Source organism: Phascolarctobacterium succinatutens CAG:287, from assembly GCF_000434895.1.
In the GTDB taxonomy this organism is placed as follows: domain Bacteria; phylum Bacillota; class Negativicutes; order Acidaminococcales; family Acidaminococcaceae; genus Phascolarctobacterium_A; species Phascolarctobacterium_A succinatutens_A.
In genome coordinates this window covers 64,112-77,395 of record NZ_FR892814.1, presented here as the reverse complement: position 1 = coordinate 77,395, position 13,284 = coordinate 64,112, and the positions used below count along the sequence as shown (strand labels likewise).

15 protein-coding genes and 1 other RNA gene are annotated in these 13,284 nt (G+C 48.8%); all 16 read left to right on the top strand.

Going from position 1 to position 13,284, the window contains the following annotated elements; translation table 11 throughout:
* The first annotated feature begins 115 nt into the window (after positions 1 to 115).
* The 16 genes from BN587_RS09275 to BN587_RS09205 all read left to right on the top strand — a co-directional run bounded on the left by BN587_RS09275 (position 116) and on the right by BN587_RS09205 (position 13,275).
* Entirely contained in the window at positions 116 to 346 is a 231-nt protein-coding gene (locus tag BN587_RS09275; protein WP_044484743.1) for a hypothetical protein, read from the top strand.
* A gap of 46 nt (positions 347 to 392) precedes the next feature.
* The gene (locus tag BN587_RS09270) at positions 393 to 1,139 is read left to right on the top strand and encodes a hypothetical protein (RefSeq protein WP_021720844.1); all 747 of its coding nucleotides are present in this window, start codon (positions 393 to 395) and stop codon (positions 1,137 to 1,139) included.
* Positions 1,140 to 1,264: 125 nt separating this feature from the next.
* Positions 1,265 to 1,699 carry a hypothetical protein gene (locus BN587_RS09265; protein WP_021720843.1) on the top strand — a complete coding sequence of 145 codons (435 nt, stop codon included), beginning with the start codon at positions 1,265 to 1,267 and terminating at the stop codon, positions 1,697 to 1,699.
* Between the two features lie 12 nt (positions 1,700 to 1,711).
* Positions 1,712 to 2,173 carry a DUF7841 family protein gene (locus BN587_RS09260; RefSeq protein ID WP_021720842.1) on the top strand — a complete coding sequence of 154 codons (462 nt, stop codon included), beginning with the start codon at positions 1,712 to 1,714 and terminating at the stop codon, positions 2,171 to 2,173.
* 438 nt (positions 2,174 to 2,611) lie between these two features.
* The gene (gene lepB / locus BN587_RS09255) at positions 2,612 to 3,184 is read left to right on the top strand and encodes a signal peptidase I (protein WP_021720841.1); all 573 of its coding nucleotides are present in this window, start codon (positions 2,612 to 2,614) and stop codon (positions 3,182 to 3,184) included.
* Positions 3,181 to 4,041, top strand: a complete 861-nt coding sequence (gene ylqF / locus BN587_RS09250) for a ribosome biogenesis GTPase YlqF (protein ID WP_021720840.1) — start codon at positions 3,181 to 3,183, stop codon at positions 4,039 to 4,041. Before lepB ends, ylqF begins: the two co-directional genes overlap by 4 nt.
* A gap of 100 nt (positions 4,042 to 4,141) precedes the next feature.
* Positions 4,142 to 4,981 carry a ribonuclease HII gene (locus tag BN587_RS09245; protein WP_438356937.1) on the top strand — a complete coding sequence of 280 codons (840 nt, stop codon included), beginning with the start codon at positions 4,142 to 4,144 and terminating at the stop codon, positions 4,979 to 4,981.
* On the top strand, positions 4,959 to 5,330 hold the full coding sequence (locus BN587_RS09240) for a YraN family protein (protein WP_044484741.1): 372 nt from the start codon (positions 4,959 to 4,961) through the stop codon (positions 5,328 to 5,330). Before BN587_RS09245 ends, BN587_RS09240 begins: the two co-directional genes overlap by 23 nt.
* Before the next feature lie 19 nt (positions 5,331 to 5,349).
* Positions 5,350 to 6,870, top strand: coding sequence for a YifB family Mg chelatase-like AAA ATPase (locus tag BN587_RS09235; protein WP_021720837.1), 1,521 nt, complete (start codon positions 5,350 to 5,352; stop codon positions 6,868 to 6,870).
* Positions 6,871 to 7,059: 189 nt separating this feature from the next.
* An RNA gene (gene rnpB / locus BN587_RS11495) (RNase P RNA component class A) lies at positions 7,060 to 7,412 on the top strand.
* An 88-nt stretch (positions 7,413 to 7,500) separates the two neighbouring features.
* Positions 7,501 to 8,460, top strand: coding sequence for a glycosyltransferase family 2 protein (locus tag BN587_RS09230; RefSeq protein ID WP_021720836.1), 960 nt, complete (start codon positions 7,501 to 7,503; stop codon positions 8,458 to 8,460).
* 125 nt (positions 8,461 to 8,585) lie between these two features.
* Positions 8,586 to 9,218: a C40 family peptidase gene (locus BN587_RS09225; RefSeq protein ID WP_044484760.1), complete on the top strand. Its 633-nt coding sequence runs from the start codon at positions 8,586 to 8,588 to the stop codon at positions 9,216 to 9,218.
* 358 nt (positions 9,219 to 9,576) lie between these two features.
* Positions 9,577 to 10,713, top strand: coding sequence for a cobalt-precorrin-5B (C(1))-methyltransferase CbiD (gene cbiD / locus BN587_RS09220; RefSeq protein WP_021720834.1), 1,137 nt, complete (start codon positions 9,577 to 9,579; stop codon positions 10,711 to 10,713).
* Between the two features lie 4 nt (positions 10,714 to 10,717).
* Positions 10,718 to 11,419: a precorrin-2 C(20)-methyltransferase gene (cobI, locus tag BN587_RS09215; protein ID WP_021720833.1), complete on the top strand. Its 702-nt coding sequence runs from the start codon at positions 10,718 to 10,720 to the stop codon at positions 11,417 to 11,419.
* Positions 11,419 to 12,204 carry a precorrin-4 C(11)-methyltransferase gene (gene cobM, locus BN587_RS09210; RefSeq protein ID WP_021720832.1) on the top strand — a complete coding sequence of 262 codons (786 nt, stop codon included), beginning with the start codon at positions 11,419 to 11,421 and terminating at the stop codon, positions 12,202 to 12,204. The genes cobI and cobM overlap by 1 nt, the downstream gene beginning before the upstream one ends.
* Positions 12,205 to 12,207: 3 nt before the next feature.
* The gene (locus BN587_RS09205) at positions 12,208 to 13,275 is read left to right on the top strand and encodes a cobalt-precorrin 5A hydrolase (protein ID WP_021720831.1); all 1,068 of its coding nucleotides are present in this window, start codon (positions 12,208 to 12,210) and stop codon (positions 13,273 to 13,275) included.
* The last annotated feature ends 9 nt before the right edge of the window (positions 13,276 to 13,284 follow it).

The window sequence follows — 13,284 nt, the reverse complement described above, 5'->3', positions numbered from 1 at the left end:
TATCAGCTTCAGCAGGACGGTGGTATGCAAGCTCCTGCCTACGCTGACAATAACACAGTGCTGGCATTGCAAAGACGCATTGAAAAGCTCGAAGAGCAGATTGGAGGAATGACGAATGATGAACATATTCCAGATGATGCAGATGGTACAGCAGGCAGGAAATCCAATGGGACTAATGCAACAGTTCGCAGGACAAAATCCGCTAATGAGTAGGGCGATGCAGATGGGGCAAGGTAAATCGCCAGAGCAGATGCAAACTCTTGTGAGGAATCTTGCCAAACAAAAAGGCATGAACGATGAACAGCTTAATCAATTTTTAAGTCAATTTGGTTTAAGGCTTCAATAAGCGCGCAATGAAGCTTTAGATAGATTTTTACGGAGGTGAAAAAATCATGGAAGGTGCAAACATTGTCCCTGTAATGGACATGAATCGAAACAATGGTTATGGTGACTGCTGGGGCGGCGGTATGTGGTTTATGTGGATTATCGTTCTTTTCGCTCTTATGGGCGGTTGGGGCGGCAACTGGAATAACCGTGGTAACATGGGTGCTGAAATTTTTGCTAATGGAAGTATGACACGTGATCAGATTGCAGACCAATTTTCCATGCAGGATATTAAAGACGGTATTCGTGGTGTTCAGAATGGCTTATGTGATGGTTTTTACGCTCAGAACAGCACTATGCTGAATGGGTTTAACGGTGTTCAGCGAGACATTATGCAGACTGGTTATCAGCTCGGCAGCGAGATTGCACAAAATCGTTTCGCCGCTCAGCAATGCTGCTGCGAGCAAAAACAAGCTATTGCTTCTCTTGGCTACGAAACTAACCGAAATATTGACGCAGTGCGTTACGAAAATGCACAAAATACTTGTGCTATCGTAAACGCCGTCAAAGAGGACGGAGAAAAGACCAGGGCAATTATGGTAGCTAACCAGATTCAAGATTTGAGAGACAAGCTCTCAGACCGCGACCGCGACTTGCAGACCGCTAACTTCCAATTAAGTCAGCAAGCACAGAGTGCTGCTCTCATCGGCACGCTGAGACCTTATCCTCAACCTGCTTATATTACGTCTAGTCCGTATCAAAGTGTCGCTGCCAATGTAGCTGGTGCTTGTGGCTGCGCTTATAATGTAGGCTAAAAATAAGTTATGTGCATTAACTGCACTGTATTAGGGACGGTGCAAGCCGTCCCTATTGCTTTAAAAAACGATAAAATTTAAAGGTATCAAGAAAATACCTTGATTGCGTAAAGAGGTGAAAATAAATGATTTGCTACGAAAAATCTTCTTTGAACGCTGCGGCTGTTGCTGCTCAGTCTGTTGCAGCTAATGCTTTTGTTAGCTTTCCTATAAATAATCTTCTGACTGGTGTTGCTATTAAGCATCCTGCTGGTAGCTCTAGTGTTAGCCTTATTCGTGGTTTATACCTTGTCAGTGTAAATGCTGATGTTGTTCCTGCTGCTGCTGGCAATGTAGGCTTACAGCTTCTGAGTACCACGGAAAGCACATCTTCTGTTATTAATGGTGCAGAAAGTGTTGTTACTGGCGTTGCTGACACGGCGGTGAATATTTCCTTTACCACGTTGGTTCGTGTGCGTCCGTCCTGCTGCGCTGTGAATAATACAACTAGTTTGCAGGTACAGGCAACGGCAGCAGCAACTATCAACAGAGCAGCTATTAGTGTTGTTAAATTGGCGTAAGGGGGTGTGGTTATGCACTCCTACAAAGATTATTGGAACAAGATTATAGGTGACGATACAAAAGAGAGAGCAATGGAAGAAATTGTTTGCAGTGCCCTCGAAAAGCTTAAAATGCACTGCCCAGACCTTTTTTATCGCACGTTATATGACCTGCACTGCGTTGCTTATGGTCCGCATTTTGATGAAGCACTTGCAAAGCTTGCAGTTAGCAAGATGCAAAACACGGATGGCACTAATGGTGAGCATTGGACGTATGAGCAGACCAATCAACTTGCAGAGCAGCATAATATCAAGCATAAAGCTGATTGGTATTATGTGCTGAATATGGTGTATAGTGATTATGGTGCAGTGTTCAGCGGTGATACCGGAACACTTGTCAAGATTGCTAAAGCTTATATGTGTGACCCTGATGCTCCTAGCGGAAAAGTCCTTGACTTATGGGTAGCTCAAATGAGAGCAAAGGAAAGACAATAATTATATTATTTGCACCTGCTGTAAGCATATGCTATAATATATGTGTGGTTTGGTTTGAATTTGTTTCCATTTTGGTATCTCAATTATCTTCTTATTACATACGGCTACAAAGAAGCAGGTTTAGTCAGCCTGCTTTTTTGCTTATGAGTTCCAAATGAGTTCCAAAATAAAAGCAACTAAAAAAATGAAAAAAATAAACGAAAAGATATGCACTATGCAGCAAAAAAACACTTGCAAAAAAGTGGCTGATTTGGTAAAATCAGTAAAAGGGACTGTAGTAGTACGGTCCCTTTTATTACGTTATGAAGCATTTATGCTTTAAAATAAAGCAAATTTACAATTATGTCATAACTGAAGCTGCAATCTATGCTACAATATATCTATATTATTGTAGTTAAAAATCCGGCCTGTGCCGGCAATAGAGAGGAGGCTCATTAGTTGAGCAAAAAAAGTGAAACCTCCTGGCAGGATTCTGCCAGTGACTGGCTTGTTTCGATTATTATTGCGGTAGCACTGGCATTCTGCATCCGCACCTTTTTGGTAGAGCCTTACATGGTAGAAGGCTCCTCTATGTATCCTACTCTGGTAAACCATGAGCGTCTTGTCGTTGATAAGCTGAGCTACTTTGTTACCGACCCGAAGAAGGGCGAAATCGTAGTTTTCCGCTTCCCTAAGGACCAGACGCGTGACTTTATCAAGCGCGTTATCGCAGTTGGCGGTGACACGGTGGAAATGCAGCAGGGCAAGGTATTCGTCAACGGCAAGCAGCTGAACGAAACCTATATCTACCACAATGACCCGAAGGGCAAAAATATTTCCGATTACCGCAAGGTAGTTGTTCCCAAGGATACCATCTTTGTATTGGGTGATAACCGTAATAACTCTGAGGACAGCCGTTTTGCCGATGTTGGCTTTGTGCCGCTGAAGCTGGTTAAGGGACGTGCGCTGGTTGCCTTCTGGCCGCTGGACAAGATGCGCGTGCTGAAGGCGGATGCGGGTATGGGCGAATGATGCTGGAGGATTTTAAGATTCAGTGGTTCCCCGGCCATATGACCAAGGCGAAGCGCATGATGGAAAGCCAGATTAAGCTGGTTGACGTTGTGGTGGAAATGCTGGACGCACGTATTCCGCGCTCCAGTACCAACCCCATGCTGCAGGATATCCTTGGCAGCAAGCCGAAGGTTATCGCACTGAACAAGATTGATATGGCAGACAAGGCCCAGACTGACCTGTGGCTGGAAAAAATCAAGCACAGCGGTCTGCCTGTGTGCAAGATTGACTGCGCTACCGGTAAGGGCGTTAAGCAGCTTATCAGTGCAGTTCAGCTGGCTGCCAAGCCGGTAATTGATAAATGGCTGAAGAAGGGCGTGCGCAACCGTCCCGTCCGCGTTATGATTGTAGGTATTCCGAACGTCGGCAAGTCTACCCTGATTAACCGTCTCGTAGGCAAGAACAAGGTAATGGCTGCCGATAAGCCGGGTGTAACACGCGGACAGCAGTGGGTAACGATTGCCAAGGGCTTAGAGCTTTTGGATACGCCTGGTGTACTGTGGCCTAAGTTTGAGGACCCGTCAGTGGGCTTTGCGCTTGCTGTTACCGGTGCCATCAAGGAGGATGTATTCGACAGGGAGCAGGCCGTGGAGCTGTTGCTCGACCTGTTGATACGCAGATATCCTCAGGATTTGCAAACAAAATATGCAGTAAGCCTCGAGCAGGGTGATGATGTCAACGCCGTGATGGCGAAGATTGCCGTTGCCAGAGGTTGTCTGAAGTCTGGTGGACTGCTGGACCTTGATAAGGTTATTCAGCTTGTACTCAGAGACTTCCGAGCAGGACGTTTAGGGCGGTTTACAATCGACGAGCCCTGATTTGTCGTGGCAGTTTTACACCGGACATTCTTTTTTTTTTCGGGCAAAAAAACCCGCCGCGAGGCGGTTTTTCTTTATGCAGAAATAAAAGTTAAGGGGGATACAGAAGATGAATATTACTGAAATCAAGGAGCTGCTGACAGGCGAGCCGACTGCGGAGCAGTTGGCGACGCTGGCAGCAGACGAGCGCAAGGGAGTGCAGAAGCTGCTGGCAGCATACAACAAGCGTCTGGAGAAGGCGGCGGCGGAGAAGGAACGCTTCACGGCGATGCTGAAATTGGAACGCGAGCTGTATGCTGAAGGCTGCGAGCTGATTGCCGGCGTAGATGAGGCAGGACGCGGACCTTTGGCAGGACCGCTGGTTATCGCTGCCGTTATTCTGCCCAAGGATGTGTTTATCAGCGGGCTGAACGATTCCAAGCAGCTTTCCGCTGCTAAGCGCGATATGCTGTATAACGAGGTTATGGCCAAGGCGCTGGATATCGAGGTGAACATCGTCAGCGTCAGCAATATTGATGAGCTGAATATCTATGCCGCAACGCAGCAGGGCATGGCGCAGGTGCTGGAAAACCTGCACTGCAAGCCGCAGGCGGCGCTGATTGACGCAATGCCGGTGAAGGTTCCCAATATGAAGATTGAATCCGTGGTGCATGGTGATGCGCTGAGTGCATCTATTGCCGCTGCCTCCATTATCGCGAAGGTAACCCGTGACCGCATCATGGAGCGCCTGGACGTTGTTTATCCTGCCTACGGCTTTGCGCATAACAAGGGCTATGGCAGCAGCGCACATATGCAGGCTGTGAGCGAGCAGGGTGCCACCCGCTGGCACCGCCGCAGCTTTGAGCCTGTGAAGAGCATGCAGCTGCCGCCGGTGGCTGCTGAGGAAAATATCCTCTATGCTCCGCAGGCTGATAACTATGAGTACCCCGTCGAGGAGTAGTCTTGGGAAATACGGCGAAGATTTTGCCTGCCGCTATCTGCAAAATATGGGTTATAAAATATTGACCCGCAACTTTCGCTGTCACCGTTATGGTGAAATTGATATTATTGCTGAAAAAAAGGGCTGTATAAGCTTCATAGAGGTCAAGACACGTGCTTCTACCCGGTTCGGCAGACCGATAGAGGCAGTGACACTGGCAAAGCAAAGAAAAATTCATCGCTGTGCTGAATATTATCTCCAATGCAATGGTTTGCTGGAGCGGCCGCCGGTGCTTTCCTTTGATGTAGTAGAAATTATCATAGAAGGCACTGCGGCTATCAGTATCAATCATTGGCCGCACTGCTTTTAAAAGAAATGGAGTGTTGATAATGTTTGCACAAATTCTTGGCGAAACAACCTGTGGTATTGATGGTGTACAAATTGTGGTAGAGGTGGACGTGAGCAACGGCATGCCCAACTTCGACCTGGTAGGCCTGCCGGCGATGGCCGTGCGCGAATCTAAGGAACGCGTGAAGGCCGCGCTGCGCAATTCCAATTATCCCTTCCCGATGACGCGTATTACGGTCAATCTGGCGCCTGCCGACCTGCGCAAGGAGGGCAGCGGCCTTGATCTGCCGATTGCCGTCGGCCTTATGACCTGCGGCAGAATCCTGGATACGGATAAGCTGGAGAACAAGGTTTTCATTGGCGAGCTGTCGTTGGACGGAAGAATCCGCAAGGTTTCCGGCGTGCTTTCCATGATTATGGACGCCAAGAAGTGCGGGGCGCAGGAGGTGTTTATTCCGCAGGCCAACGCCGCGGAGGGCAAGCTGATTCAGGGCATCAAGGTATATACGGTGGCGACCTTAAAGGAGCTGGTGGAGCACCTGCAGGGGAAGAACCCGCTGACGCCGCTGCCGAAGGAAAATATTCTGCAGAACAATAATAAGATTTATCATGTGGATTTTGCCGATGTCAAAGGACAGCTCGTGGCGCGCAGAGCCTTGGAAATTGCTGCCGCCGGCGGTCACAGTATCCTGATGGTGGGTTCTCCGGGCTGTGGCAAGACGATGCTGGCGCGCCGCTTAGTGACGATTCTGCCGCCGATGACGGAGGCTGAGGCACTGGAGGTCACCAAGATTTACAGCATTGTGGGACTCTTGCCGCAGGCAGACAGCGTCATGCTGGAGCGTCCGTTCCGCAGTCCGCATCACAGCATCAGCGGCAGCGCGCTTCTTGGCGGCGGCAGTACACCGCGCCCGGGTGAGGTTACTTTGGCACATAACGGCGTACTCTTTTTGGACGAGCTGCCGGAATTTGAACGCGCTACGCTGGAGATGCTGCGTCAGCCGCTGGAGGATGGCGAGGTGAGCATTTCGCGTGTGAGGGCGGCGATGACCTTTCCGAGCAAGTTTATTTTATGCGCAGCTCAAAACCCTTGCCCCTGTGGGTTCCTTGGCGACAGTGTGCACCGCTGTTCCTGTAAACAATCAGAAATTGACAGCTACCGCCGCAAGATTTCCGGTCCCTTGATGGACCGGATTGATATGCAGATTAATCTGAGCAGGGTGGAATTCAGCGAGCTGAAAACGAAGGAAAAGGGCGAATCCTCTGCTGCTATCCGCGAACGCGTGGTGAAGGCGCGACTGGTGCAGCAGGAGCGCTTGGAGGCAGTTGGCATTCATTGCAATGCGCAGATGGGACGGAGTGAGGTTGTCAAATATTGCCAGCTGGACGCGGCGGCGCAGAATGTTATGGAGCGCTACTTTAATATGCTCAACCTCAGTGCCCGCAGCCATGACCGCATCCTGAAGGTGGCACGCACGATTGCTGACCTTGCGGGCAGCGAAAGCATTGAGGCGGTGCATCTGGCGGAGGCTATTCAGCTGCGCACCAGCGTGCGTCCGTAAGAATATACTACATAGCAAGTGACCTTAGCGCTCTGCGTATTATTACAGTAGTACGCAGAGCGCTTTTGCTTGTTAAGCAACTGAGCATCTATATATAACCATTTCAGCTTCATTTCAGTTATACCTGCGACAATAAAACTGCAGCCGCTGGTATTGACTAAGCGGAAATAATATGCTAAAATCTACAGTTGAGTACGAAAGATGATCGCGGCTGGCTTTAAGCCAGATGAGGAAAGTCCGAGCTCCACAGGGCAGGATGCCGGATAACGTCCGGCGAGGGTGACCTCAGGGATAGTGCCACAGAAATGTGTACCGCCTGCATTTGCAGGTAAGGGTGGAACGGTGCGGTAAGAGCGCACCAGCGGTCTGGTAACAGGCTGGCTAGGTAAACCCCATCCGGAGCAAGACCAAATAGGGGAGGGATGAAGCTGCCCGCTGAGCCTTCCGGGTTGTGTCGCTTGAGCTTGCAGGCAACTGTAAGACTAGATAAATGATCATCACCGCTTCGCGGAACAGAACTCGGCTTATTGAGTACTCATACCTTGCAAAAAGGCTGCCTTTAGGCAGCCTTTTTTGTCTGATTTTATTTTGACAGATCTTTTTAGACAGAAGAATAAGTGGTGTAATATAATGAAGAAAAAAATTTCTTTAGTAGTGCCGGTGTTCAATGAAGAGGATAACCTGCACGAATTTCACAAGCGTGCTTCTGCTGTAATGAAACAGGAGGACTACGATTATAATATTATCTTTGTTGATGATGGCTCGCGTGACAGCAGCGCACTGATTCTGGCAGAGCTGGCTGCACAGGACGAGCACGTAGAGGCCTATCTTTTGAGCCGCAACTACGGCCACCAGATGGCAATTACCTGCGGCCTTGACCACGCCGACGGTGATGCCGCGATTACCATGGACGGTGATTTGCAGCATCCGCCTGAGCTTATTCCCGAGCTTTTGCGCCTTTGGGAAGCAGGCAACGAGATTGTGCAGACCAAGCGTATGGCTACAGAGGATGCAGGCTTCTTTAAAAATTTGACGTCTGCAGCCTACTATAAGCTCATAAACACCTTATCTAATGTAGAAATTACTCCTGGTGGCAGTGACTTCCGCCTGATGGACAGGATTGCGGTTGATGCCTTCAAGCTTTACCGTGAGCGTGCACGCTTTATCCGTGGACTGGTAAATACGCTGGGCTTTCATGTTGCTGTGCTGGAATTTGTGGCACCGCCGCGCTTTGCAGGTTATTCCAAGTTTAATCTGAACAAAATGCTGCACTTTGCGCTGGACGGTATTACGGCCTTTTCCAACCTGCCGCTGCGTTGGGCTTTTTACGTAGGTATTGTTTTCGGTATGTGCAGTATTCTGCTTTTGGGCCATGTTTTTTATGTGAAATTTGTGACCAACGATGCCGTTCCGGGGTGGGCAACTACTACAGTCAGTGTATTGTTTCTTGGAGGAATTCAGCTTGTAGGGATAGGTATCCTGGGTGAATATATAGGGCGTATCTTTGAAGAAATCAAGCATAGACCACTATATTTAGTGGCACGTCATCTGCAGAATTGTAACAAAATAAACGAAAATAAAGCTAAATAAGCGCATTAATATTATAACAAATTAAGATTTTACAGAAACGATATTTTGTGGTATAATAGGTATGTCTTAGAAAAGAAGAAAGGATGTAGGTGCCAGTGGTCAAACGCAAAGTATTAGTTTTCTGTATGACAGTTTTGTTTAGTCTCAGCTGTGCTGTAACAGCTTTGGCTTCCTTCCAACGCGGAGACGATGGACAGGAAGTAGTGGCAATTCAAAAGAGATTGGTAGAATTAAGTTATTCTATTAATAATATAGATGGTGATTTCGGTCCTGAAACTGAAAGAGCTGTTAAAAACTTCCAAGCTGATAAAGGATTAGAGGTTGATGGTATTGTAGGGTCAGCTACCTATAGAGCGCTGATGAACAGGGAGATGCCTCCTAACCGTAGCAATTCCGTTGTACGCAACGTACTGCGTTCTGCTTACAGTGTCATCGGTACTCCATATGTATTTGGCGGAACTACTCCTTATGGTTTCGACTGCTCCGGCTTTACTCAGTATGCATTCGCAAGAGCAGGTGTATATCTGCCGCGTATGGCTGACAGCCAGTTTTACTCCGGCCGTCAGATTTCCATGAGCCAGCTTCGCCCCGGCGATTTGATTTTCTTTAGCACATATGAACCGGGTGCTTCTCATGTTGGTATTTATGTTGGCGACGGCAACTTCATTCATGCAGGCACCAGCACCGGCGTAACGGTTTCTTCCGCATTCACTGGCTATTGGGGCGCACGTTATTACGGCGCTTGCCGCGTTCTTTAAGAAGTTCAAGCAGATAGGCTTCGGCTTATCTGCTTTTTTATTAGGCAAAGTATTGGAAATTTTATTTATTTATGATATAATAAAGCAGGTTATTGGTGTGGGTGATTCATTCTTAATTGACAAGATGGTTAACTCCTGACGGTCCCGCCGCTGTGAAGGCCTTGTGTCTAAGTCAGCAGTCAGCCCATGCTTTATTCTGAATCCACGGGTGATGGAGGCAGTTGGGTTTACTAATTGCAAGGAATAATTAGCGTTAGTTAATTCTGTCTTTATGGCTTTTGTCGGATTCGGCAGAAGTCTTTTTTTATTATTGATAATCCCTATTATATGGGAAATTTGATTGTGAAGGAGCTGCGCTTTGGAAGAATATCAGTTTTCGCAAGGAAAGGTTTTGCGTTGTGGTTATACTACCGGCAGCTGTGCAACGGCTGCGTCCAAGGCAGCAGCTACGATGCTGCTTACAGGCGAGCGTGTTGAGACTGTGCGTATCGACACTCCCAAGGGAATAGTGCTTGACCTGGAGCCCTTAGACGTTGAGATGACTCCTGATTACGTCAGCTGTGCTATCCGCAAGGATTCCGGCGATGATCCTGATGATACTAACGGTGTACTGGTTTATGCCAGGGCCGAAAGGACTGACGGCAGCGGTATTGAGCTGGAAGGCGGCGTGGGCGTCGGCAGGGTGACTAAGCCCGGCCTTGCGTGTGCTGTCGGCGGACCGGCGATTAACCCTACACCGCGCAGAATGATTACGCAAGAGGTTGGCAAGGCGATGGAGGCTGCAGGCTATAATGGTGGCATGAAGCTGACGATTTCTATTCCTGCAGGTGTCGAAATTGCCAAGAAAACCTTCAACCCCCGTCTCGGTATTATCGGCGGCCTGTCGGTTTTAGGAACAAGCGGCATTGTAGAGCCGATGAGTGAAAAGGCGCTGATTGAAACGATGTATGTGGAAATCAGAGCACAGAAGGCACGCGGTAATAAAAATCTGCTGGTGTTCTTTGGCAACTACGGCGAGGACTTTACCCGCGATGAAATGAAGCTTGACCTTGATGGTCATGTTACCTGCAGTAACTTTGTGGGTGAGCTTTTGGATTATGCTGTTTACTGCGGCTTTGAAACACTGCTGCTTATCGGCCATTCCGGTAAGCTGGTGAAGGTGGCGCAGGGCGTAATGAATACACATTCCAAATATGCGGACTGCCGCACGGAGCTGTTTGCTCTGGAGGCAATGTTCCATGGTGCTTCGGTTGATGTCGGACGTGAGATTTACGGCTGCCTGACTACCGATGAGGTGACCAAGGTCCTGAAGCGGGAGCAAATCTTTGAGCCTGTCATGGATAAGGTTACGGAAAAAATTGATTTTTACATGCAGCATAGAGTGCATGGCAAAATAAAAACGGCTGCTTTGATGTTTTCCAATGTCTATGGCATTCTGGGCAAGACCAAGTACGCAGACGAATTAATTCAGCTACATAAGCAAAAAGGAGTATGAGAGAATGAGAGGCAAACTTTATAGTGTTGGTATCGGTCCCGGAGACCCGGAATTAATGACCCTGAAGGCTGTACGCCTGTTGAAGGAATGTGACGTTGTTGCATTGCCTAAGGGAGATACCGACGTAATGACGGCTAAGGAAATCGTTAATCACGTAGTAGATCTTGATGCAAAACCTCAGCTTATTATTTATATGCCTATGACTAAGGACATGGCAGCAATGGACAAGGCACACCGCGAGGGTGCAGATGCTATTGAAAAGCTGCTTGATGAAGGCAAAAACGTTGTTTTCATTACCCTCGGCTGTCCTACCGTATATGCAACCTGCATTTACGTTCATAAGCTGGTGCTGAAGGATGGCTATGATGCTGAGCTGGTTGCAGGCGTAACCTCTATCTGTGCTGTTGCTGCTAAGCTGAACACTTCCCTGTGCGAAAGAGCGGAACCGTTGATTGTTCTGCCAGGCAGCTACAAGCAGTCCGCAGCGTTCCTTGATGGCCCCGGCAACAAGGTGCTGATGAAATCTGCAAGCGAAATCGGCCGTGTAGTTGACGAGCTGCGCGAGCGTAAGCTCATCAAAAATTCCGGTATGGTTGAAAGATGCGGCCTGCCGGGTGAAAAAATCTATCGTAACCTTGAAGAAGTAGATCCTAAGAGCAGCTATTTCTCTGTAATATTGGTTAAAGAAAAGGAGTTTGATGAATAATGATCTATTTTATTGGTGCTGGTCCTGGTGCAGCTGACTTAATTACTGTAAAAGGTAAAGAGCTTTTGGAAAAGGCTGACCTGGTTATTTACGCAGGCTCCCTTGTTAACCCGGAACTGCTGAAATACTGCAAACCGGAATGTACTATTATGAACAGTGCAACCATGACCTTGGAAGAGGTTATCGCTGCTATGGTTCCCGCAGCTCAGGCCGGCCAATTGGTTGTACGCCTGCACACCGGCGACCCCAGCGTTTACGGTGCACATCGCGAGCAGATTGACCTGCTGCGCAGCTACAACCTTGACTACGAGATTGTTCCCGGCGTAAGCTCCTTCTGCGCTGCTGCTGCTTGCCTGAAGGCTGAATACACTCTGCCAAACGTAAGCCAATCTGTTATTATCACCCGTATGGAAGGCCGTACTCCGGTTCCGAGCCATCAAAAGATTGCCGACTATGCTGCCCACAAGGCAACCATGGTTATCTTCCTGAGCAGCGGTATGCTGGAAAAACTGCAGACTGAGCTCGTAAGAGGCGGTTACAGAAACGATACTCCGGCTGCTATTGTTTACAAAGCAACCTGGCCGGATGAAAAGGTTATCCGCTGCACCGTTGGTACCCTGGCAGAAAACGCTGCTAAATACGGCATCAACAAAACTGCGTTGATTACCGTCGGCGGCTTCCTAGGCAACGCTTATGACCGCAGCGAGCTGTACAACCCGACCTTCGCTCACGGCTTCCGTGAAGCAGACCCGACTAAACTGGACGTTAAGCCCGAGGTTAAATAAGCTATGCGCGCGGCTATATTTTCCTTTTCGGCGCGTGGCGCGGAGCTGAGCAAAAAGGTTGCCGAATACCTGCACAGCATCGGTTATGAAACGGAGCTGCAGACTGTAGCGAAGTATGCGGAGCAGACGGGCATTGCCCCGATGCTGCCGGACCATAACGGTGCCTGCGCAGCTGTTTTCAACAAATGTCAGGCGTTGGTGTACGTTGGCGCTGTCGGTATTGCGGTGCGCACTATCGCTCCCTTTATCAAAAGCAAGCTGACGGACCCTGCTGTTATTTCGGTAGATGAACGCGGCAGCTTTGTCATTCCTCTGCTGGCAGGTCACATCGGCGGAGCCAATGAGCTTTCGCGCTGCCTGGCGGCAGCGCTGGGCGCAACTGCCTGCGTGACCACAGCGACAGATGTCAACGGCCTTTTCGCTGTTGACGAATGGGCGGCCCGCAATCGCATGGTGCTGTGCTCCTTGGCAGCAGCCAAGGATTTTGCTGCAGCACTGGTTGGCGATGAAAATGTCGGTCTGTATTATGATAAGGAATTTCAGCTTACAGGTCCGCTGCCTAAGCTGGTAGTTGAGGACAGCAGTTTGCCTGTCGGCATGGCTGTTACACTGCAAAAGCATTTGCAGCCGTTTAAAACTACGGTGCGCCTGCTTCCCAAGATTGTGCATCTGGGAATCGGTTGCCGTCGCAATACGCCTCTGGAAAATATTGAAGCTCTGGTGCTGCCGGAGCTGGAAAAGCTGCAGCTGGACAAGCGTTCCGTTGTGGCAATCGCAAGCGTAGATTTGAAAAAAGACGAGCAGGGTTTACTGGCCTTTGCCAAAAAATATAACTTTGCTGCTAATTTCTATTCAGCCGATGAATTGAACAGCGTAGCAGGCGATTTTACGCCTTCGTCCTTTGTGCAGAGCGTAGTTGGTGTAAGCAACGTATGCGAGCGCAGTGCTGTAAAAGACAGCAAGGGCGGCAGGCTGCTGCTGCGCAAGACAAGTCTGAATGGTGTAACTCTGGCTGTTGCAGCCGAAAACCTGGTCCTGGATTTTGCCAGAACCGGCTTGAAGACTGATTAAGGAGACGAG